20 protein-coding genes and 1 pseudogene are annotated in these 21,390 nt (G+C 68.6%); 13 read left to right on the top strand and 8 right to left on the bottom strand.

The annotated features are described in order from the left end of the window. The first annotated feature begins 9 nt into the window (after window positions 1–9). The gene (locus CWS39_RS01085; RefSeq protein ID WP_102141048.1) at window positions 10–912 is read left to right on the top strand and encodes a mycobacterial-type methylenetetrahydrofolate reductase; all 903 of its coding nucleotides are present in this window, start codon (window positions 10–12) and stop codon (window positions 910–912) included. On the opposite strand, the gene CWS39_RS01080 is transcribed toward CWS39_RS01085, so the two are convergent. Next, complete coding sequence (locus CWS39_RS01080) at window positions 909–2,390, bottom strand: flavin-containing monooxygenase (protein WP_102141047.1); 1,482 nt, start codon at window positions 2,388–2,390, stop codon at window positions 909–911. The two genes, CWS39_RS01085 and CWS39_RS01080, sit on opposite strands and share 4 nt — an antisense overlap. Further along, the gene (locus CWS39_RS01075) at window positions 2,387–3,757 is read right to left on the bottom strand and encodes a cytochrome P450 (RefSeq protein WP_102141046.1); all 1,371 of its coding nucleotides are present in this window, start codon (window positions 3,755–3,757) and stop codon (window positions 2,387–2,389) included. The genes CWS39_RS01080 and CWS39_RS01075 overlap by 4 nt, the downstream gene beginning before the upstream one ends. 74 nt (window positions 3,758–3,831) lie before the next feature. On the opposite strand from CWS39_RS01075, the gene CWS39_RS01070 reads away from it, so the two are divergent. Then, a complete protein-coding gene (locus CWS39_RS01070) occupies window positions 3,832–4,857 on the top strand; it encodes a helix-turn-helix domain-containing protein (protein WP_102141045.1) in 1,026 nt (341 codons plus the stop codon). Here the strand turns inward: CWS39_RS01070 and CWS39_RS01065 are convergent. Both CWS39_RS01065 and CWS39_RS01060 read right to left on the bottom strand, forming a co-directional pair. After that, the gene (locus CWS39_RS01065) at window positions 4,854–5,819 is read right to left on the bottom strand and encodes an alpha/beta hydrolase (protein ID WP_102141044.1); all 966 of its coding nucleotides are present in this window, start codon (window positions 5,817–5,819) and stop codon (window positions 4,854–4,856) included. The genes CWS39_RS01070 and CWS39_RS01065 overlap by 4 nt on opposite strands. 4 nt (window positions 5,820–5,823) lie before the next feature. Next, window positions 5,824–6,768 (bottom strand): alpha/beta hydrolase, encoded by a 945-nt coding sequence (locus tag CWS39_RS01060; protein WP_102141043.1) that lies wholly within the window; start codon window positions 6,766–6,768, stop codon window positions 5,824–5,826. Between CWS39_RS01060 and CWS39_RS01055 the strand changes: the two genes are divergently transcribed. From CWS39_RS01055 to ribD, 6 genes are read left to right on the top strand one after another with little or no spacing between them, the layout of a single operon-like run. Continuing rightward, window positions 6,731–7,492 carry a lysoplasmalogenase gene (locus CWS39_RS01055; protein ID WP_102141042.1) on the top strand — a complete coding sequence of 254 codons (762 nt, stop codon included), beginning with the start codon at window positions 6,731–6,733 and terminating at the stop codon, window positions 7,490–7,492. The two genes, CWS39_RS01060 and CWS39_RS01055, sit on opposite strands and share 38 nt — an antisense overlap. Continuing rightward, entirely contained in the window at window positions 7,489–9,489 is a 2,001-nt protein-coding gene (locus tag CWS39_RS01050) for a primosomal protein N' (RefSeq protein ID WP_102141041.1), read from the top strand. The genes CWS39_RS01055 and CWS39_RS01050 overlap by 4 nt, the downstream gene beginning before the upstream one ends. Before the next feature lie 41 nt (window positions 9,490–9,530). Next, entirely contained in the window at window positions 9,531–10,457 is a 927-nt protein-coding gene (fmt, locus tag CWS39_RS01045) for a methionyl-tRNA formyltransferase (protein ID WP_102141040.1), read from the top strand. After that, entirely contained in the window at window positions 10,454–11,824 is a 1,371-nt protein-coding gene (locus CWS39_RS01040; protein ID WP_102141039.1) for an RsmB/NOP family class I SAM-dependent RNA methyltransferase, read from the top strand. Before fmt ends, CWS39_RS01040 begins: the two co-directional genes overlap by 4 nt. A gap of 4 nt (window positions 11,825–11,828) precedes the next feature. Continuing rightward, a complete protein-coding gene (gene rpe, locus CWS39_RS01035; protein ID WP_102141038.1) occupies window positions 11,829–12,506 on the top strand; it encodes a ribulose-phosphate 3-epimerase in 678 nt (225 codons plus the stop codon). Beyond that, on the top strand, window positions 12,503–13,504 hold the full coding sequence (gene ribD, locus CWS39_RS01030) for a bifunctional diaminohydroxyphosphoribosylaminopyrimidine deaminase/5-amino-6-(5-phosphoribosylamino)uracil reductase RibD (protein WP_102141037.1): 1,002 nt from the start codon (window positions 12,503–12,505) through the stop codon (window positions 13,502–13,504). Before rpe ends, ribD begins: the two co-directional genes overlap by 4 nt. Here the strand turns inward: ribD and CWS39_RS01025 are convergent. Then, window positions 13,501–13,692: pseudogene (locus CWS39_RS01025) on the bottom strand (DJ-1/PfpI family protein); the annotation flags it as partial. The gene ribD and the pseudogene CWS39_RS01025 sit on opposite strands and share 4 nt — an antisense overlap. 168 nt (window positions 13,693–13,860) lie before the next feature. Between CWS39_RS01025 and CWS39_RS29100 the strand changes: the two are divergent. Continuing rightward, window positions 13,861–14,010, top strand: a complete 150-nt coding sequence (locus CWS39_RS29100; protein ID WP_199177898.1) for a hypothetical protein — start codon at window positions 13,861–13,863, stop codon at window positions 14,008–14,010. A gap of 82 nt (window positions 14,011–14,092) precedes the next feature. Here the strand turns inward: CWS39_RS29100 and CWS39_RS01020 are convergent, their stop codons facing one another. Further along, window positions 14,093–15,757, bottom strand: a complete 1,665-nt coding sequence (locus CWS39_RS01020; RefSeq protein WP_102141036.1) for an MFS transporter — start codon at window positions 15,755–15,757, stop codon at window positions 14,093–14,095. Continuing rightward, the gene (locus CWS39_RS01015; RefSeq protein WP_102141035.1) at window positions 15,757–16,458 is read right to left on the bottom strand and encodes an LppX_LprAFG lipoprotein; all 702 of its coding nucleotides are present in this window, start codon (window positions 16,456–16,458) and stop codon (window positions 15,757–15,759) included. The genes CWS39_RS01020 and CWS39_RS01015 overlap by 1 nt, the downstream gene beginning before the upstream one ends. Before the next feature lie 46 nt (window positions 16,459–16,504). Here CWS39_RS01015 and CWS39_RS01010 point away from each other — a divergent pair, with 46 nt between their 5' ends. From CWS39_RS01010 to CWS39_RS00995, 4 genes are read left to right on the top strand one after another with little or no spacing between them, the layout of a single operon-like run. Next, window positions 16,505–17,104: a riboflavin synthase gene (locus tag CWS39_RS01010; protein ID WP_102141034.1), complete on the top strand. Its 600-nt coding sequence runs from the start codon at window positions 16,505–16,507 to the stop codon at window positions 17,102–17,104. A 43-nt stretch (window positions 17,105–17,147) separates the two neighbouring features. After that, the gene (locus CWS39_RS01005) at window positions 17,148–18,473 is read left to right on the top strand and encodes a bifunctional 3,4-dihydroxy-2-butanone-4-phosphate synthase/GTP cyclohydrolase II (protein WP_102141033.1); all 1,326 of its coding nucleotides are present in this window, start codon (window positions 17,148–17,150) and stop codon (window positions 18,471–18,473) included. Beyond that, entirely contained in the window at window positions 18,470–18,946 is a 477-nt protein-coding gene (gene ribH, locus CWS39_RS01000) for a 6,7-dimethyl-8-ribityllumazine synthase (protein ID WP_102141032.1), read from the top strand. The genes CWS39_RS01005 and ribH overlap by 4 nt, the downstream gene beginning before the upstream one ends. Next, on the top strand, window positions 18,943–19,389 hold the full coding sequence (locus CWS39_RS00995) for a PH domain-containing protein (RefSeq protein ID WP_102141031.1): 447 nt from the start codon (window positions 18,943–18,945) through the stop codon (window positions 19,387–19,389). The genes ribH and CWS39_RS00995 overlap by 4 nt, the downstream gene beginning before the upstream one ends. On the opposite strand, the gene CWS39_RS00990 is transcribed toward CWS39_RS00995, so the two are convergent. Beyond that, the gene (locus CWS39_RS00990) at window positions 19,390–21,360 is read right to left on the bottom strand and encodes a gamma-glutamyltransferase family protein (protein WP_102141030.1); all 1,971 of its coding nucleotides are present in this window, start codon (window positions 21,358–21,360) and stop codon (window positions 19,390–19,392) included. It abuts the gene before it with no gap. Window positions 21,361–21,390: the final 30 nt, after the last annotated feature.

Below are 21,390 nucleotides of genomic sequence, written 5' to 3'. Positions count from 1 at the left end.
GGGCTGTCGGTGACCCTCAACACCATCGCGCTCGAACTGGTGCCGCCGAACCGGGAAGGCCAAGACGGCGGTCGCGAGCGGGCGCTGGAAGATGCCGGCAAACTGCTGCGGTGCTCCGCGGAAGCCGGCATCGAGGGCCGCATCCGGCACGTGATGATCCCCGGGATGATCGAAGAGGACGACGACCGTCCCATCGAGATGAAGCCCAAGATGGACGTACTGGACTTCTGGTCCATCATCAAGCCCGAGCTGCCCGGCGTGAACGGGTTGTGCACGCAGGTCACGGCGTTCATGGACAAGGCGACCCTGCGCCAGCGGCTCGCAGCACTCGTCGCGGCCGGTTTCGACGGCATCGCCTTCGTCGGCGTCCCGCGCACCATGAACGACGGCGAAGGGTCCGGTGTCGCCCCGGCCGACGCCTTGTCGCTGTTCGACGGGCTGGTGCCCAACCGCGGCGCGATCCTGATCCCCACCCGTGACGGTGAGCAGGGCCGGTTCCGCTTCAAATGCGACAGCGGCGCGACGTACGGCATGACGCAGCTGTTGTACTCCGACGCGATCGTGGACTTTTTAGCCGAGTTCGCCCGCACCACCGATCACCGGCCCGAGATCCTGCTGTCGTTCGGATTCGTGCCGAAGGTCGAAGCCAGGGTCGGGTTGATCAACTGGCTGATCCAGGATCCGGGTAACGCCGCCGTCGCCGACGAGCAGGAGTTCGTCAAGCGGCTCGCCAACGTGGAGCCGACCGAGAAGCGCAAGCTGATGCTCGACCTGTACAAGCGGGTTATCGACGGGGTCGTCGACCTTGGCTTCCCGTTGAGCATCCACCTCGAGGCCACCTACGGCCTGTCGACGCCGGGGTTCGAAACGTTCGCCGAGATGCTCGACTACTGGTCGCCGGACCAGCCTTAAGACGTGAACGCGTAGTCGTCGAGCGGGAAGCGGCGGCTGCGCCAGACCGCCTCGACCGTGGAGGTGGGACGCAACGGCACGTCGCCGTTCTTGTCGAAGTAGTAGCTGTTGGCCAGCGCGCAGCTGTCCTGCCAGAAGATCTGCCGGTGCCGCTTGCGCATCATCTCGGCGAAGTAGCGGTCGTTGGCGTCCTGGCGGACCTCGACGCGCGTGGCCCGGCGGCGCGCAGCCTGTTTCAGGCACCGCACGATGTGGTGGGTCTGGGCTTCGATCAGCGCGAAGTACGACGAGCCGACGTACCCGTACGGACCGAACACCGTGAAGAAGTTCGGAAACCCCGGCATGCTGACGCCTTCGTAGGCCTGCAGCCGGTGCTCGTCCCAGAATCGGGCCAGTGATTGCCCGCCGCGGCCGGTGACGGGATACGTCGGGACGTTGTCGGTGTCCATCACCTTGAATCCGGTCGCCAGGATCAGCACGTCGACCTCGTAGGTGGTGCCGTCGGTGGTGGCGACGCCGGATCCGGTGATCTTGTCGATGGGCTCGGTCACCAGCTCGACGTTGTCGCGGTTGAACGTCGACAGATACGTGTTGTGGAAGCCGGGCCGCTTACACCCGACGGCGTAGCGCGGCGTCAGCTTGTCGCGTACCACCGGGTCATGCACCTCACGCCGCAGGTACGCCTTGCCGACCTTGTCCATGTTCTTGGCCATCGGGTTGATGGTGAAGTACTGCGCGGCCAGCGGGAACGTCAACTCGACATACGCCTGGCTCAGCCAGCGCTGGACGGCTTTGCCGCCGGGGATCCGCATCGCCAACCGCGCGGGCCGTGGGAGAGGCAGGTCGGCTTTGGGGAAGCACCAGATCGGTGTGCGCTGAAACACAGTGAGCTGCTTGACGATTGGGGCGATCTCGGGAATCACCTGGACGGCCGACGCGCCGGTGCCGATGATGGCGACACGCTTACCGGTCAAGTCGGCGGTGTGGTCCCAGCGCGCCGTGTGCATCGTCAACCCCGCGAACGAGTCGACGCCGTCAATGTCGGGCAGATTCGGAACCGTCAGCACGCCGCTGGCATTGACCAGGAATCGCGACGTCAGTGTCTCGCCGGAATCCAGCTCTACCCGCCACACGTTTTCGGATTCGTCAAACGAAGCACCCAGCACCTTGGTGGAGAACCGGATCTTGGGCCGCAATCCGTACTTGTCGACACAGTGTTCGGCGTAGGCCTTGAGCTCGTGCCCCGGCGCGTAGGTACGTGACCACTCAGCGCTCTGCTCGAACGAGAACTGGTAGGAAAACGACGGAATATCTACGGCGATACCGGGATAGGTGTTCCAGTACCAGGTGCCGCCGGGGCCGTCGCAGGCCTCGACGATCAGGTAGTCGTGAAGGCCCGCCCTGTCGAGTGTGATCGCGGTGCCGATGCCGGAGAAACCGGCGCCAACGACGAGCGCGTGGTAGTCGGGCACTCTCATAGGGCCTCCCGGGGGTGCGCGATGACGTGCACCCCGTGCTTGGGCCGCAACGTCAGCGTTGCCTCCAGTTCTACTGGCCGGTCGGGCTGTAGGTCAAAGGTGAACTGCTGGCTCATGATGGCCGCCATCAGCACCATCTCCATCAACGCGAAGCTCTGCCCGATGCAGACTCGGCGCCCGCCGCCGAACGGCAGGTACGCCGACCGCGGCCGGCCCTTGGCCGCACCAGCCAAGAATCGGGTCGGGTCGAAGCGCTCCGGATCCGGCCACCAGCGCTCGTCGTGGTGGATGTGGTGGATCGGGATGATGACGGTGGTGCCGGGGCGGATGTGGTGGCCGTCGATGAGGTCGTCCTCGATCGCCTCACGCGCCAGCACCCACACCGCGGAGTAGTAGCGCTGCGACTCCTGCAGGCACGCGGTGGTCCACGGCAGCCGATCCAGGTCGGCCACAGTGGGCCGGCGGCCGCCGAGCACGTCGTCGATCTCGCTGAGCATCTGCGTGCGGATATCCGGATGCAACGCCATCAGGTACCAGAACCACGACATGGCGTTCGCGGTGGTCTCGTGGCCGGCCAGCATGAAGGTCAGAGCCTCGTCGCGGATGCGTTGCCGCGGCCATGATCCGCCGTCGGCCGAGAACAGCACATTGAGCAGGTCGGCGGATTCGGTTGGGTGCGCCAGCCTTTCGTCGATGACGTCGTTCACCGCGGCATCGAGCGCGAGCGAGATCTTCTGGCCCTCGCGCAGCGGGGGCGGCAGCGGCACACGGTGGTCGGTGCACCAGGTCAGCGTGTCGTAGACGGGTTTGGGCAGCAGTCCGCACAGCCCGAGCCGCTCCATTTTCTCCGCGCGCCGCATGCCGCGGGTGGCGAGGTCGTTCATGCTGTGCACCAGCGCCCCGAAGTCCTGGCTGAACAGTGCATTGGCCACCACCCGCAGCGTGGCCTCGACCATGGTCGCGTGGATGTCGAAACTCTGCTCACCGACGAGCTCGGCGGTGACGCGTTCGATCGGGGTGATCATCAGGTCGACCATCTCGTTGAGGTGCCGCCGCGCGAACGTGGGATTGAGCGCTGTGCGGTGAGCCGCCCACGAATCGGCTTCATCGGTGAGCAGATTGATGCCCGCAGCGGCCCGGATAGGTTCGTACTCAAGGGATTTGACGTACTTCAGCCGGGCCCGGTGCAACACGTGGTCGACGTAGTCGGGGTGGCCGAGCGTGACGAAACGCCGTCCGGCGCAGCGGAACCGCGTGATGTCGTGGCCGCGGGCTCGGCCCAAGAATCCTTCGCCCGCATCGAATCCGATGGTGATGGCCTCGCGGGTCATGGTCACCGTGCTCAATCGCGTCGCCGGAGCCGTCATGAATCGAGCGTATGAAGCCCAATAGCCGCGCGGAATGGGACTATGGGACAAAGAGTTGGGAGTTTAGGACAACCATGGCGACGACGTGGTCACCGGACCTGCGGCATCCGGTGTATGCCACCCGGGTGTTGTGCGAGGTGGCGAATGAGCGCGGCGTGACGACGCCGGAGATCCTCGCCGGCACCGGGATCGGGCCCGCCGACCTGGACGACCCCGAAGGCGTGGTCACGGCCTGGGACGAAATCGTCGCGGTACGGCGGTTGTTGGCCCGGCTACCCGACGACGCCGGCGCGGGCATCGATGTCGGCAGTCGGTTCACGCTCACCCATATGGGCTTGTTGGGTTTCGCGGTGATGTCGTGTGCGACGCTGCGCGAGCTGTACACGATCGGGATGCGCTACTTCTCGCTGACGACGATGCACATCGACATCAAGCTGTTCGAAGGCGCTCACGAATGCATGCTCGAGATCAATGTCGACCACCTGCCGGCCGATGTGCGGCGGTTTTTCATCGAACGTGATATCGCCGGTATCGTCGCGACCACAACGGGTTTCGCGTATCCGGTCATTCAGCGCTACGCCGACGAGATCTACGCCGAGATGGCGCTCGACGAGGAGACGATGCGCCCACTGTTCGCCCTTGTCCCGATGCGCGACATCGCATTCCGGCGCGCCCACACTCGGCTGCACATGCCGCGCGCGATGTTCGACGAACCGCTGCCGCAGTCCGACGCCCATACTCTGGAGATGTGCATCGCGCAATGTGATGTGGTGATGCAGCGCAACGAGCAACGCCGCGGCATCACCGCCGTCGTGCGGTCGAAGTTATTCCGTGACACCGGCTTTCCGACGTTGCCGGAAGTCGCCGCGGAACTCGACATCCACCCGCGCACGCTGCGGCGCCAGCTCGCCGACGAGGGCACGTCGTTTCGGGCGTTGCTCAACGAAGCCCGCTCCGCGGTCGCGGTCGACCTGCTCTGCAACGTCGGGCTGACCGTGGAGGAAACGTCAAAGCGGCTGGGCTACACCGATGTGTCGACGTTCAGCCACGCCTTCAAGCGGTGGTACGGCACCTCGCCCAGTAGCTATCCGCGCCGTTAGGGGTGCAGCGCGGCCTTCAATGCCGCCAGCCCGCGGTTGGTCGCCTCGGCCGCAGCCGGCACCACCGGAGCGAAGTTGACGAAGCCGTGGACCAGCGTCGGCTCGTTGTGCAGTTCGACGGGAACGCCTGCAGCCGACAGCAATTCGGCATAGCGGGCGCCGTCGTCGCGCAGCGGGTCGTGCTCTGCGGTGCCGATGTACGCGGGTGGCAGGCCGGACAGGTCCGCGGTGTTGGCCGGCGCGAGCGTCGGCGACAGCTTGTCAGGCTCGCCGATCTCGGTGTCGGGCAGATACCACTGCAGAAACGCCGCAATCATGTCGCGGTTCAGAATCGGCGCGTCGGCGTTCTCGGTGAACGACGGCAGCGACATGTCGCCAGTGGTGGAGGGATACCAGAGCAGCTGGAACACCAGCGGCGGCCCACCCTGGTCCCGGGCCAGTTGCGCCATCACCGCCGAGATGTTGCCGCCCGCCGAGTCGCCGGCGACGGCGATACGCTGCGAGTCCCCGCCCAGCTCGTCCGCATGCTCGCCGACCCAGCGCAGCGCCGCCCACGAGTCGTCGATGCCGGCGGGCCAGGGATGCTCCGGCGCCAGCCGGTAATCCACCGACACCACGATGGCCTCCGCGCCGACCGCGTGCGCGCGGGCCACCCCGTCGTGGGTGTCCAGGTCGCCGATCGCCCAGCCCCCGCCGTGGTAGAACACCACCACCGGCAGATTGTCGTGCTGTTCGATCGGCGGCCAGTAGATGCGGACCGGGACGTCGGTGATGTCGCCGTAGCCGACGGTGCGTTCGTCGATCCGCATGGCCGGCAGTGCCTCGGGGGGTGTCTTCAGTTGCCGCATCAGCTCGCGGGCCACTTCGACACCGTCGTCGGCGGTGAACTTGAACGGAATCGCGTCGAGCAGGGCCTGCATGGTCGGGTCGATGCCCGGCCGCTCACGTGTGGTTTCAGCCATATTTTCACGCTAGCGCGGTGCGCAGCGCTGCCAGTCCACGATCGACGGCTTCGGTAGCGGCGGGCACCACGCCGGCATAGCCGAGGTAGCCGTGCACCAGCGTTTCGGCGTTGTGCAGTTCGACGGGTACCCCAGCGGCGGAGAGCAGTTCGGCGTAGCGGGCGCCGTCGTCGCGCAGCGGATCGTGTCCGGCGACGGCGATGTAGGCCGGCGGCAGCCCCGACAAATCCTTGGCCCGGGCCGGCGCCATCGTCGCGGGCAGGTCACGCAGATCCGCGTCCCCGGCGTACCAGCGGCTGTAGGCCTTACATGCCGCGAGGGTGAGGATGGGCGCGTCGGCGTTCTCGGTGAACGACGGCAGCGAGGTGTCCCACGTCGTCGACGGGTACCACAGCAGCTGGAAGCGGATGGGCGGCCCGCCGTTGTCACGGGCCAACTGGGTGACCACCGCGGCCAGGTTGCCGCCGGCCGAATCTCCGGCGACGGCCATCCGGCTCGGGTCGGCGCCGAACTCGCCGGCATGCTCGGCCACCCATTGCGTTGCGGCCCAAGCGTCGTCGACTGCGGCGGGGTAGGGATGCTCGGGCGCCAGACGATACTCCACCGACACCACCACCGCCCCGCCGCCGACCGCGTGCGTGCGGGCCTCGCCGTCATAACAGTCGAGGTCGCCGACCGACCAGCCGCCGCCGTGGAAGAACACCACCACCGGCGGGGTGAAGTCGCCGGACGTCGGGGGCCAATACACCCGGATCGGGATCGGCCCGGCCGGGCCGTCGGCGGCGTGGTTCTCGACGCGCAGCTCGGGGTGTACGGGCCGCCGCGGCAGATCCCGGAACCGCTGCCGCGCCGCCTCCGCACCGCCGTCGGTTGTCAACTGAAACGGCGCCGCCTCCAGTACCTTCTGCAAGATGGCATCGACGGCCGGCTTCTCCTCGGCAACAGACACACCGTCACCGTACGCAAAGGGTCGGACAAAGGTGTTGTGGCTGGCGGCAGCCCTCGTGGCGGCGGGCTACGGGGTCTTTCTCATCGTCACGGCGGCACGGCTGCCGTCGGGCGCCGAGCTCACCGGCCAGTTCACCCTCCAACCGGCCGTCAAGGCGATGGCGGCGGTGCTGCTGGCGGTGGCCGCGCTGAGCCACCCGATCGGCCGGGAACGCCGGTGGCTGGTTGGTGCCCTGGTCTTTTCGGCGGCCGGGGACTTTCTGCTCGCGCTGCCCTGGTGGCAGCCGTCGTTCGTGTTGGGGCTGGGCGCGTTTCTCGTCGCGCACCTGTGCTTCCTGGCCGCCCTGATCCCGCTGATTGGCCCCTCGACGCCGCGGCTGGTCGCCGTCGCTGTCACCGTGGTGGCGTGTGTGGCGCTGCTGGTGTGGTTCTGGCCGAAGTTGATCGAGGACGGGATGGCGGTCCCGGTGACGCTCTACATCGCGGTGCTGGGGGCGATGGTGTGCGCCGCCCTGCTGGCGCGGCTGCCCACGCCGTGGACGGCGCTGGGCGCGGTGTGCTTCGCGGTGTCGGACGCGATGATCGGCATCAGCAAGTTCGTACTGGGTGACGAGAGGCTGGCGGTGCCGATCTGGTGGGCGTATGCGGCGTCGCTGCTGCTGATCACCGCCGGCTTGTTCTTCGGCCGGTCGCCGTCGGACGCGTCTGCTAAACCGGCTGCGTGACCAAGACCCGCCAACAGGCTGAGCACGAGCCGATCGCGCGCGTGCTGCCGATGTTGTCGGTGCCGCATCTGGACCGCGAGTTCGACTACCTCGTCTCCGCGGAGCAGTCCGACGACGCGCAGCCCGGCGTGCGGGTGCGGGTGCGTTTCCACGGCAGGCTGGTGGATGCGTTCCTGCTCGAAAGGCGTTCGGACACCGACCATGTCGGCCAACTGGGCTGGCTCGACCGGGTGGTGTCGGCCGAACCGGTGCTCACCGCCGATGTGCGTCGCCTCGTCGATGCGGTCGCCGCCCGCTACGCGGGCACCCGCGCCGACGTGCTGAGGCTGGCGATCCCGCCCCGGCACGCCAGCGTGGAGAAGCAGATTCCGCCCGAGCTCGAACCACCGCAGCCGAAACCCGTTGATACGTCGGCCTGGACGGCCTACGGCCGCGGCGAACAGTTCCTCACCGCCCTCCGCGACGGCCGCGCAGCGCGTGCGGTGTGGCAGGCGCTGCCGGGCGAACGGTGGGCGGACCGGCTGGCCGAGGCGGCCGCGGTGACCGTCAATGCCGGCCGCGGCGTGCTCGCCATCGTGCCCGACCAGCGTGATGTGGACCGGCTCCACGCGGCCGGAATTCGCCACGTCGACGAGGCACAGGTGGTGGCATTGTCGGCCGGCCTGGGGCCGGCGCAGCGCTACCGGCGGTGGCTGGCGGTGCTGCGCGGCCACGCACGCTTCGTCATCGGTACCCGCAGCGCGGTGTTCGCGCCGGTCGCCGATCTCGGGCTCGTGCTGGTGTGGGACGACGGCGACGACACCCTCTCCGAACCCCGGGCGCCGTACCCGCATGCCCGCGAGGTGGCGATGCTGCGGGCGCACCAATTGCGTTGCGCCGCAATGATCGGCGGCTATGCCCGCACCGCGGAAGCCCAGGCGCTGGTGCGCAGCCGGTGGGCTCATGACCTGGTCGCGGCCCGGCCGGTGGTGCGGGCCGCGGCGCCGCGGGTGATCGCGCTCGACGACAGCAGCTACGCCCAGGAACGCGATCCCGCGGCACGGACCGCGCGGTTGCCGTCGGTCGCGCTGCGGGCCGCGCGGACATCACTGGAGGCTGCGCGGCCGGTGCTCGTCCAGGTGCCTCGTCGTGGATACGTGCCGGCGTTGGCGTGCGCGCGCTGTCGTGCCATCGCGCGGTGCCGGCAGTGCACCGGACCGCTGTCGCTGCCCGAGCGCGACGCCGCCGGAGCGATGTGTCGTTGGTGTGGCCGCGAAGACCCCGTATTGCGTTGTGCGCGTTGTGGTTCCGACGCGGTACGGGCAGTCGTGGTGGGCGCACGTCGCACCGCGGAGGAACTCGGCCGCGCGTTCCCCGGCACGACGGTGATCACCTCGGGCGGGGACGCCATCGTCGAAGCGGTCCCCGACGCGCCGGCCCTGGTCGTCGCCACCCCGGGCGCCGAGCCGGCTGTGGCCGCTGGTTACGGCGCCGCTCTGCTGTTGGACGGCTGGGCGCTGCTGGGCCGGCAGGATCTGCGGGCCGCCGAGGATGCGTTGCGCCGATGGATGGCGGCCGCCGCGATGGTCCGCCCCCGCGGCGACGGCGGTGTGGTCGCGGTGGTCGCCGAGTCGACCATTCCGACGGTGCAGGCGCTGGTGCGGTGGGACCCGGTCGGGCACGCAGAAGCCGAGCTCGAGTCACGCACCGAGGTCGGACTGCCGCCCGCGGTACACATGGCCGCGATCGACGGCGAACTGACGGCGGTCAGCGCATTGCTCGACACGGCGGAGCTCCCCGCAAATGCGGAGCCGCTGGGACCCGTCGACTTGCCCTCGGGTGCCCGACGGCCGCCCGGCACCCCGGCCGACGAGCCGGTGAGCCGAATGTTGGTACGTGTGCCGCGCACCGGCGGCTTGGAGTTGGCCGCCGCGCTGCGGCGTGCCGTCGGTGTGCTCAGCGCGCGCCACGAGCAACAGCCGGTCCGTGTGCAGATCGACCCGCTGCACATCGGCTGAGGCTTCACCGGTGAAATCGCGAGTGCTCCTAGACTGGCGCGGTGCGTCTCGTCTTTGCGGGCACTCCCGAGCCTGCGCTTCCGTCGTTGCGTCGGCTGATCGAGTCGCCGCGCCACGACGTGATCGCGGTGCTGACCCGTCCCGATGCCGCCGCCGGTCGCCGGGCCAAACCGTCGCCGTCCCCGGTGGCGCGGCTGGCGCTCGAGCACGACATCCCGCTGCTGAGGCCGCCGCGGCCCAACACCGATGAATTCGTCGCCGAACTGACCGAGCTCGCGCCGGACTGCTGTGCCGTCGTGGCATATGGTGCGCTGCTGTCCGAGCGGTTGCTCGCAGTCCCCGCGCACGGCTGGGTCAACCTGCACTTCTCCCTGCTGCCCGCCTGGCGGGGCGCGGCACCCGTGCAGGCCGCCATCGCGGCCGGCGACACCGTCACCGGCGCGACGACGTTCCAAATCGAGCCTGCCCTGGACTCCGGGCCGGTCTACGGGGTGGTCACCGAGGCGATCAGGCCCACCGACACTGCCGGCGATCTGCTTGAGCGGCTTGCGATTTCGGGAGCCACGCTGTTGGAGACCACGCTCGACGGGATCGCAGACGGCTCGCTGTCCCCGGTGCCGCAGCCGTCGGAGGGCGTGACGATCGCGCCAAAGGTGACCGTCGCGGAGGCGCGGGTGCGCTGGGACCTACCCGCGCACGTCGTCGAGCGCCGAATCCGCGCGGTCACCCCGAATCCGGGGGCGTGGACGATGATCGGTGATCTGCGAGTCAAGCTGGGGCCCGTAACGGTGGCGGATGCAAACCCGCTGCCGCCCGGCACAATTCAGGTCGACAAGCACGGCGTCCGGATCGGCACCGGATCCCAGCCGGTCATGCTCGGCATGATCCAGCCGCCCGGGAAGAAGCCGATGAAGGCTGCCGACTGGGCTCGCGGTGCCCGCCTCGACGACGCGGTGCGGGCCGAATGACCAAGCAGCCCAACAAGAGACCGCAGCGCCGCAAACCACTCGATCCGGCCCGGCGCGCGGCCTTCGACGTTCTGCGGGCCGTGTCGGAGCGTGACGCCTACGCCAACCTGGCGTTGCCCGCGCTGCTGCGGGAACGCGGAATCACCGGCCGCGACGCGGCATTCGCCACCGCCTTGACCTACGGCACGTGCCGCACCCGCGGTCTGCTCGACGCGGTCATCGAACGTGCGGCAGGCCGTCCCGTCGACCGCATCGACCCCGTCCTTTTGGACCTGCTGCGCCTGGGCGCCTACCAGTTGCTGCGTACCCGCGTCGAGCAGCACGCCGCCGTCTCCACCACCGTCGAGCAGGCGGCCATCGAATTCGATTCGGCCAGAGCTGGTTTCGTCAACGGCGTGCTGCGCACCATCGCCGGTCGGGACGAGGCGTCCTGGGTGGACGAGCTGGCGCCGTCGGCGCATTCCGATCCGGTGGGGCACACCGCGTTCGTCCACGCCCATCCGCGATGGATCGCACAGGCCTTCGCCGACGCGTTGGGGGCGGCCGCCGGCGAACTGGACGCGCTGCTGTCCAGCGACGACGAACGGCCGCTGGTGCACCTCGCCGCCCGGCCGGGCGTGCTGAGCGCCACCGAACTGGCCGAGTCCGTGGGCGGCACGGTGGGCCGCTATTCGCCGTATGCGGTGTACCTGGCCAGCGGCGACCCGGGTGCGCTCGCACCGGTGCGCGACGGGGCGGCCCTGGTGCAGGACGAAGGCAGCCAGTTGGTGGCCCGCGCGCTGACACTGGCCGATCTGGACGGCGCGGACACCGGCCGCTGGCTGGACCTGTGTTCCGGCCCGGGCGGGAAGACCGCGCTGCTGGCGGCGCTGGGCAACGGGTCTCGGGTCACCGCGATCGAGCCCAACGCGCGACGCGCCGAGATGGTCGAACAGAACACCCGCGGCCTGCCCGTCGAAGTACTGCGGGTCGACGGGCGAGACCCGGGCCTCGATCCCGGCTTCGACCGGGTTCTCGTCGACGCGCCGTGCACCGGCGTGGGGGCGTTGCGCCGCCGTCCCGAGGCGCGCTGGCGGCGCCAACCCAGCGACGTGCCGGAGCTGACGAAGCTGCAGCGCGAACTGCTGGCGTCGGCGATCCGGCTCACGCGTCCCGGCGGTGTGGTGCTCTACGCGACCTGCTCGCCGCATCTGGCCGAGACCGTCGGCGTGGTGGCCGATGCGCTGCGCCGCCACCCGGTCACCGCGTCAGACACCCGGGCGCTGTTCGACCCTGTCGACGATCTGGGCGACGGCCCGTACGTGCAGCTGTGGCCGCACCGGCACGGCACCGATGCGATGTTCGCGGCCGCGCTCAAAGTAGTCTGACGCCATGGCAGGACCGCTGATCGCGCCGTCGATTCTGGCCGCTGACTTCGCCCGACTGGCCGACGAAGCCGCCGCGGTGACGGGCGCGGACTGGTTGCACGTCGACGTCATGGACAACCACTTCGTGCCGAACCTGACGCTGGGTCTGCCGGTGGTGGAGGCGCTGCTGAAGACCACCGACATCCCGATGGACTGCCATCTGATGATCGAGAACCCGGACCGCTGGGCCCCGCCGTACGCCGAAGCGGGCGCCTACAACGTCACCTTTCACGCCGAGGCCACCGACAACCCCGTCGGGGTGGCCCGCGACATCCGCGCGGCGGGCGCCAAGGCAGGACTCTCCGTCAAGCCGGGCACGCCGATTGAGCCCTATCTGGAGATCCTGCCCGCGTTCGATACGTTGCTGATCATGTCCGTCGAACCCGGATTCGGCGGGCAGAAGTTCATCCCCGAGGTGCTGCCGAAGGTCGGCATCGTGCGCAGGCTGGTGGACTCCGGCGAGTTGACGATCGTCGTCGAAATCGACGGCGGTATCAACGCCGACACCATCGAAGAGGCGGCGCTTGCCGGGGTGGACTGCTTCGTGGCGGGCAGCGCCGTCTACAGCGCCGACGATCCCGCCGCCGCGGTGGAGTCGTTGCGCCGCCAGGCCGCCGCCGCCTCCAAGCACCTGACGCTATGACCCTCGAGCCCGTCATGCGGTCGGCCATCGAACAGGCCGACCGAGTCAAGGGCGCCACCTATCCCAATCCACCTGTCGGGGCGGTGATTCTGGATCGCGACGGCCAGATCGTCGGCGTCGGAGCCACCGAGCCGGCCGGCGGACCGCACGCCGAAATCGTCGCACTGCGTCAGGCGGGGGAGCGGGCCACCGGTGGCACCGCCGTCGTCACGCTGGAACCGTGCAACCACCACGGGCGCACCCCGCCGTGCGTGGATGCTCTTGTGGCAGCGGGCGTTTCGACCGTCGCGTACGCGGTGGCCGACCCGAACCCGGTCGCGGCGGGCGGGGCGTCCCGGTTGGCCGAGGTCGGTGTGCAGGTGATCGCCGGTCTGCTAGCCGACGACGTCGCACGCGGGCCGTTGCGGGAATGGCTGCACAAGCAGCGCACCGGCTTGCCGCATGTCACATGGAAATTCGCCACCAGCATCGACGGGCGCAGCGCCGCGGCCGACGGCAGCAGCCGATGGATCACCAGCGAGGCGGCCCGCGCCGACGTGCATCGCCGCCGCGCCGCCGCCGATGCCATCGTGGTGGGCACGGGCACGGTCTTCGTCGACGATCCCGCGCTGACCGCCAGGCTGCCGGACGGCAGCCTGGCCCAGCATCAGCCGCTGCGAGTGGTCGTCGGCGAACGCGAGATCTCTGCTGATGCAAAGGTTCTCAACGACGATTCGCGCACCATGGTGATCCGAACCCATGACCCCCACGAGGTGATCAAAGCGCTGTCGGACCGCACCGATGTGCTCGTCGAGGGCGGCCCGACGCTGGCCGGGGCGTTCCTGCGGGCAGGGGTGATCGACCGGATCATCGCGTATGTGGCGCCGATCCTGTTGGGCGGTCCGATCGCCGCCGTCGACGACATCGGCGTGGCCAGCATCGCCCAGGCCCAGCGGTGGCGATTCGACGGCATCGAGCCGATCGGGCCCGACGTGCTGCTCAGCCTGGTGCCCGCCTAGCCGCCGGCGAACGCGCCGACCAACGTGTTGCAGAACGGCGGCAGATCGTCAGGCTTGCGGCTGGACACCAATGTGTTTGGGCCCCGGTTACATTCGGCGACCTCGTCGTCCACCCAGTTGGCGCCGGCGTTGATCAGGTCGGTCTTGACGCTGGGCCACGACGTGATCATTTGGCCCCGCACATTATCTTGCCGTTGCGTGAAGTTCCCATGAATTCTCCCGGGTGAAGTGTTGGCGTTCTCACGGGATACCCCCAGTTTCGAAGCGGCAATGCGCGCCATGGTCTCGGTACACTCGTACCAAAGCGCTTTCATCGACGAGTTGCGCGCTGGGAGCACTAACAAAGGACGACGAGCATGACTGCCCTGCAGGATTGGCTCAGTATTGGCCCGGTAAACCCACGAAACGTCAAAAACCTCGTCTGCGGTGTGCTGCGTGGGACGCGCGAGGACGATGCGCGACGCAGCGACCTACCGCTGATCCGGCCCGGTATCGAACGCTGCTGAGAGCGACTGCCGCGAGGCTGTAGTTATCGAGACGTTGTGCGAGTAGAGGCCTCGACAACTACAGTCTCGCGGGCATGGCGCGCTAGCGCCGCGGACGCTCGATGCGCACAGTCTGGTCGGCGTCGCGCATCGGGATCGACTGCGTCGGCGCATCGATCAGCTGCGTAGGCGTTTCTTCGACGTCGACAGTGTCGGTGGTGGGCTCGACAACGTCGTCGGCGTGCTCGTGGCGGCCGCTGATCAGCAACCCCAGCACCGCGCCGACGACACACACGATCACGGTGATCTGGAAGATGTCGCCGTACATCATCACGTAGGCGTCGCGGTAGCGGTCCGCTTCGGCGGCCAGCCGCTCGGCCAGCGTGTCGGCGCCGGGCGGGGTGGGCACCGTCTGCAGATGCTGGTTGAACCGGTACAGACCCCACGCGCTGAGCGCCGCGATGCCGATCAGCATGCCTATCATCCGCGCCACCACCACCGCCGCCGAGGCGATGCCGTGCTGCGCGGCCGGGACCACCCGCAGCGTGGCCGACGTCAGCGGGCCGATCACCAGGCCCAAACCCAGGCCCGCGATCACCAGATCGGTGTCGAGCATCGGGAGCGTGACGAAGCCCAGGTCGTGACGGGCCGTCAGCACGTCCCTGGGCCAGTCGGAGATCAGCCAGTAGCCGCCGGCGGCGATCAAGAGCCCGACGAACGCCACGATCCGGTCACCGACGCGGGTGGCTATCCAGCCGCCGAGCAGGGCGCCGACGGGCAGCGCACCCAGGAACCACAGCAGCAGGAAGGCGGCTTCGATCTGATCCTTGCCGAGCACGCCCTGCCCGAACAGTTCGACGTTGACCAGCGTGACCATCAGCGCCGCGCCGGCGGCCAGCGAGGCGCCGAGGGCGGCCAAAAACGGCCGGAAATGCACGCCCGCGGGCTCGATCAGCCGCTTTTTTGCGTAGCGCTCCCATACGAAGAACGCCACGGTCGCCACGAGCGCACCGAGCAGCACCGGCAAGCCCCAGCTGGGCAGCACCTGCTTACCGTCGGGCTCCGGGTTGTACAGCCCGACGACGGCCAGACCGAGCGCGATCGCCAGCAGCACGCCGCCCACCACGTCGACCTTCTCCGGGTGCTCGGATTTCTCCTTCGAGGGCAGGCTGAAGTGGATCATCACCATCGCGATGACGGCCAGCGGGACGTTCACCCAGAACACCGACTGCCAGTGGTGGAACAGCCACACCAAGCCGATGCCGTACACCGGGCCGAGCACGCTGCCCAGCTCCTGCGCGGCACCGACCCCGCCGAGGACCGCCGCGCGCCTGCGGCTGGCCCACAGATCGGCGGCCAGCGCCAGCGTCACCGGCAGCAGCGCGCCGCTGGCGGTGCCCTGGATGACGCGGCCGACGACCAGCGTCGTCAGGTCGCCCGACAGTGCGGTGACGATCGAGCCGATGGCGAACCCGGCAAGGCTGACCTGCAGCAGCAGTTTGCGGCCGAACCGGTCCGAGGCCCTGCCCAGCAACGGCATCGCCGCGATGTAGCCGAGCAGATAGCCGGTGACGATCGGCGTGACCTGCTGGATCTTGTTAATCGCGATGCCGACATCGCGCATGATGTCGGTCATGATCGTCACCACGACATAGGTGTCGAGGGCGCCGAGCAGCACCGCCAGGCTGCCCGCGCTGATCGCGATCCGGCGATTGATGGATCCGTGCGAAGCGGTTCCGGGCTTGACGGCTCCCGCGGAAACCGGCATCAGACCGCCGGCTTGGTGACGGTCACCGGCTTACCCCAATCGGACAGCGTCATGGTGACGCTGTTGCCCTCGCTGGGTTCCAGCTTGGCCTGCACCAGTTCGTGATCGCCATCCTCTGCGACCCAGGCGGTGCCGGGAACCGGTCCGGTGGCGGCGATCTGCGGAGCGATCTTGTTCACGGCGTCCGCGCTGACGTTGCCCGTGATGCGGACCGTCTCGACCCCGTTGATGTTTTCGCGGCCGTCGGCCTTGGCGTCGGAGAAGTTGGCCAGCACATTGGCCAGGCCGGTGTCGGGGTTGAGGATCGCCGAGACGTCGTAGATGTCGGCGGCCGGCCCGAAGTCCTGGAAGTTACCGCCGGCGGTCATCGCGCCGAACAGGTTGCCGTCGGCGACGACGAAGTCCACGCCCTCGAGGCGCTGGCCCAAGAAGATGATGTTGGCCTTGCCCTGGGCGGCGACGGCCGGGGTGTTGGTCAGGTCGCCTTCGAGCGATTCGATGGGCAGATCCTGGATCTGGCCCGCCACCGTCAGCTTCAGGTGCACGCTCTGCTGGGCCTTGGTGGTCTGGCTGGACTCCTGCAGCAGCGACGCGGCGTCGGGCAGCGGGTTACTGGCCTCCTCCGACGACTTGGAGCAGCCGACGAGTAGGGCGGCGACGGCGAAAAGGGCGGCGAGGACTGCAAACAAGCTTCGGCGCATTGGCATGAGTGCATCGTAGAGGGTCCGCCCGACTAGCCTGGCTGTCGTGTTCACCGGAATCGTCGAAGAGCTGGGCGAAGTCATTGCCAAAGAGGAATTGGCCGACGCCGCGCGGTTGGTCATCCGCGGTCCCGTCGTCACCTCCGACGCCCACCACGGCGATTCCATCGCGGTCAACGGAGTGTGCCTGACGGTGGTCGACGTGCTGCCCGACGGGGCGTTCAGCGCGGACGTGATGGGCGAGACCCTCGACCGCTCCAGCCTGGGCGGGGTACGGGTGGGCAGCCGGGTCAACCTGGAGCGCGCCGCCGCGGTCAACAGTCGGCTCGGCGGGCACATTGTGCAGGGCCACGTCGACGGCACCGGGCATGTGATTTCGCGCACTGGATCCGAACACTGGGAAGTGGTGCGCATCGCGCTGCCGACCGCACTGTCCCGCTACGTCGTGGAGAAGGGCTCGATCACCGTCGACGGGGTGTCGCTGACGGTCTCCGCCCTTGGTCACGACTGGTTCGAGGTGTCGCTCATCCCGACCACCTGCGAACTCACCACGCTGGGTCAGGCCGAGGTCGGCGCCCACGTCAACCTGGAGGTGGACGTCATCGCCAAATACGTCGAACGGCTGATGAGCCAGTCCGGTGAATGAGACTGGCAATAACTGCAGCACGCCGGTGGTTCATACTGATGTGATGACGAGGCTGGACTCCGTCGAACGGGCGGTTGCCGACATCGCGGCGGGGAAGGCAGTCGTCGTGATCGACGACGAGGACCGCGAGAACGAAGGCGATCTGATCTTCGCCGCCGAGAAGGCCACGCCCGAACTCGTCGCGTTCATGGTCCGCTACACCTCCGGCTACCTCTGCGTCCCGCTGGACGGCGCGATCTGCGACAAGCTCGGCCTGCTGCCGATGTATGCGGTCAACCAAGACAAGCACGGCACCGCCTACACCGTCACCGTCGACGCGAAAGAGGGTGTGGGCACCGGGATTTCGGCCTCCGACCGGGCGACGACGATGCGGTTGCTCGCCGACCCGTCGAGCGTCGCCGAAGACTTCACCCGCCCCGGCCACGTCGTTCCGCTGCGCGCCAAGGACGGCGGTGTACTGCGCCGGCCCGGGCACACCGAAGCCGCCGTCGACCTGGCTCGCCTGGCCGGGCTGCAGCCGGCCGGCGCCATCTGCGAGATCGTCAGCCAGAAAGATGAAGGCGCGATGGCGCAGACCGATGAGCTGCGGATTTTCGCCGACGAACACGACCTGGCGCTGATCTCCATCGCCGACCTCATCGAGTGGCGGCGCAAGCACGAAAAGCACATCGAACGCGTCGCCGAGGCCCGCATCCCCACCCGGCACGGCGAATTCCGCGCGGTCGGCTACACCAGCATCTACGACGACGTCGAACACGTGGCGCTGGTCCGCGGCGACATCGCCGGACCGCACAGCGACGGCCACGACGTGCTGGTTCGGGTGCACTCCGAATGCCTGACCGGCGACGTGTTCGGCTCGCGGCGCTGCGACTGCGGCCCGCAGCTGGACGCCGCGATGGCCATGGTCGCCCGCGAGGGTCGTGGTGTGGTGCTCTACATGCGCGGCCACGAGGGCCGTGGCATCGGCCTGATGCACAAGTTGCAGGCTTATCAGCTGCAGGACGCCGGCGATGACACCGTCGACGCCAACCTCAAGCTGGGTCTGCCGGCCGATGCTCGCGACTACGGCATCGGCGCGCAGATCCTGGTCGACCTCGGCGTGCGGTCGATGCGGCTGCTGACCAACAACCCCGCCAAGCGGGTCGGCCTGGACGGCTACGGCTTGCACATCATCGAGCGGGTGCCGCTGCCGGTCCGCGCCAACGCGGAGAACATCCGCTACCTGATGACCAAACGCGATCGGATGGGCCACGACCTGGACGGCCTGGACGACTACCACGAGGCCGTCATGATGGGCGACTACGAGGAAGGCGTCTATCTGCTGGGCGACCGCCGCTCCACCGATCTGGATCTCGGCGGAGCCCTATGAGCCCTGCGGCCGGTGTACCTGACCTGCCTCAGCTCGACGCATCGGGATTGACGTTGGCCATCGTGGCCAGCACCTGGCACACCACGATCTGCGACGCGCTGTTGGACGGTGCGCGCAAGGTGGCTGCCGACGCCGGCATCGACAATCCCACGGTGGTACGGGTGCTCGGCGCGATCGAAATCCCGGTGGTGGCACAGGCATTGGCCGCCACTCACGACGCCGTCGTGGCGTTGGGCGTGGTAATCCGCGGTGAGACACCGCATTTCGACTACGTGTGCGATGCCGTCACTCAGGGGTTGACGAGGGTATCGCTGGACGCGTCCACTCCCGTCGCCAACGGAGTTTTGACCACAGACACCGAGCAGCAGGCGCTGGACCGGGCCGGGTTGCCCGACTCGGCCGAAGACAAGGGTGCGCAGGCCGCCGCCGCCGCGCTGTCTACCGCGCTGACGCTGCGCGACCTGCGCTCATGAGCGAGTGGGATCTGGAGATACGGCCCCGTCTGACACCGTATTTCGCCTATGGCGCGGCGGTGATCATCGTGGCTATCCATGTGACTGTCGGTCTGCTGCTGAAGGTGCGCTCCAGCGGCGTGATCTTCCAGACGGCCGACCAGGTAGCCATCGCATTGCTGGGCGTGATCATCGCCGGTTTCGTGCTGTTGTTCGCACGGCCCCGGCTGCGGGTTGGCCCAGCGGGGGTCGCAGTGCGAAACCTGTTTGGCTACAAGCTCATTCCGTGGCCGGACGTCGTCGACGTGTCATTTCCTGTCGGGGCGCGCTGGGCGAGGGTCGATCTGCCCGACGACGAGTACATCCCGGTGATGGCGATTCAGGCCGTCGACAAAGTACGTGCGGTGGATGCGATGGACCGCGTTCGCGAGCTGGTGGCCCGCTACCGGTCCGACGCCAGATGACTAACGTGGGTCGCCCATCACCAAACCCTCGCGGCGCGGGTCGGCGCCGCCGATCCAGCCGGGATTGTCACGCCTGATCACCGACAGCCCGCTGGACTGATCGGCGAGGTCGACATCGTGGCCGAGCTTGCGCAGACCTTGAACCAGCGGATCGTGGTCACCGTTGTCGGCGGTGTTGATGACCGGATGCTCGCCGCCGACGTTGGTCTTGGGCGTGTTGGCCGCGCCGAAGTCCACCATGGACACCGCCTGTTGCGGGTCTAAACCCCAATCCATCATTCCGACAAGGGTTTTCACCACGAACTGGATGATCACCGAGCCGCCGGGCGAGCCGAGCACCGCGAAGAGCGGCCCGCGTGGCCCCGGTTGCCCCGGTGGGGCTTGCTCGAACACCAGCGTGGGCGCCATCGTGCTGCGCGGGCGCTTCCCGGGCTGCACCCGGTTGGCGACGGGCACGCCGTCCGGCCCGGCGGGTTCGGCCGCGAAGTCGGTCAGCTGATTGTTGAGCAGGAATCCGTCCACCATGTGGAACGAGCCGAACGCCGATTCGACGGTTGTGGTCAACGCGGCCGCGTTGCCGTAGCTGTCGACGATGCTGATCTGGCTGGTGCCGTGTTCGGGGACCGGCGGCACCGGTGCGGCGGGTGGGCCGAACTCACCCGGCTTCGCGGTGCCCATGGTGCGCTGCTGGGAGATCAGCGCGGCCCTGCCCGCGAGATAGTCGGCGCCGAGCAGCGTGTCGGGTGTGCCGCCCGGCAGCGGCACGAAATCGGTATCGGCGACATAGCGATCGCGGTCGGCGTAGGCCAGTCGCTCGGCTTCACTGATCAGGTGCACGCCCATGACGGCCGGGCGGCCCCCGTTGAGGTCGACGTCGGTGGGTTTGTGATCGCTCATCGGAAAGCGCTCGAGCATGCCCAGGGTGGCCGCCACCGCGATACCGCCCGACGACGGCGGCGGCATTCCGCAGACCTGTTTGCCCCGATACGGCGTGCACAGTGGCTCACGTTTCTTGATGGTGTAGCTGGCCAGGTCCTCCAGCGTCATCAGGCTGGGGGTGCGCCCGCCCGACGGGTCCGACGCCGCTGCGACGATGTCCTCTGCGATGGGGCCGAGGTAGAAGGCGTCCGCACCCTCGGTGGCGATGGCGCCCAACGTTTTTGAGTACGCCGGGTTGGTGACGCGCGTGCCCGCGGTCTTCGCGCTGCCGTCCGGGTTGAGGAAGTACGCGGCGGCGTCGGGATCGAGCCGCAGCTGCGGTGCGGCGTCGGCGATGGCGGCGGCCAGCCGCGGGCTGATGTCGAAGCCGTTGTCTGCCATCGCCACTGCGGGGTCGAACAGTTCGCGCCACGTTTTCTTGCCGTGCTCGGTGTGCGCGTCGTGCAGCATCCGCACGATTCCGGGCACGCCGATCGAGCGCCCGGATGCGCGGGCGTCGGGTTTGGGCTCGGTGCGGTCGGTATCGGACACCCAGCGCAGGTAGTTCTCGGTGGCCGCCGCCGGCGCCACCTCGCGGCCGTCGTACGCCTGCACCTGCCCGGACGCGGCATCGTAGTACAGCAGGAAGCCGCCGCCGCCAATGCCGGAGGCCTGGGGTTCTACCAGACCAAGCACCGCCTGTGCGGTGACCAACGCGTCGGCGGCCGTGCCGCCGTCGCGCAGCACCCCGCACACCGCCTGGGTGGCCAGCGGATTGGCGGTCACCACCGCGTAGCGACCGGTGCGCACCGCGGTCATGTCCTTGCGGTAGCCGGTGGCCACCTCCGGATTGGTGGAGATGTCCCGCTCGGTGGTGGGCGTTGGTGCGGGCGCATCGGGCGTCTTGGGCGCAGGAGTGCCGTTCGACACGATCTCGCAGGGCCCGGGCGCTGCGGTGGGTGGGCGTTGAGCGGTGTCTGCGCCACATCCGGCCAGCACCAGGGCCAACCCGGCCAGCGCGGCCGTCATGCCATGCGAGCACGGAATCCGCATCCCTCGACGGTAGCCGACCGGACCCGTCCT

This window comes from Mycobacterium hubeiense (assembly GCF_002838065.1).
Taxonomy (GTDB): domain Bacteria; phylum Actinomycetota; class Actinomycetes; order Mycobacteriales; family Mycobacteriaceae; genus Mycobacterium; species Mycobacterium hubeiense.
The sequence above is the reverse complement of the archived record's forward strand: the minus strand, read 5'-3'. Positions and strand labels throughout refer to the sequence as shown.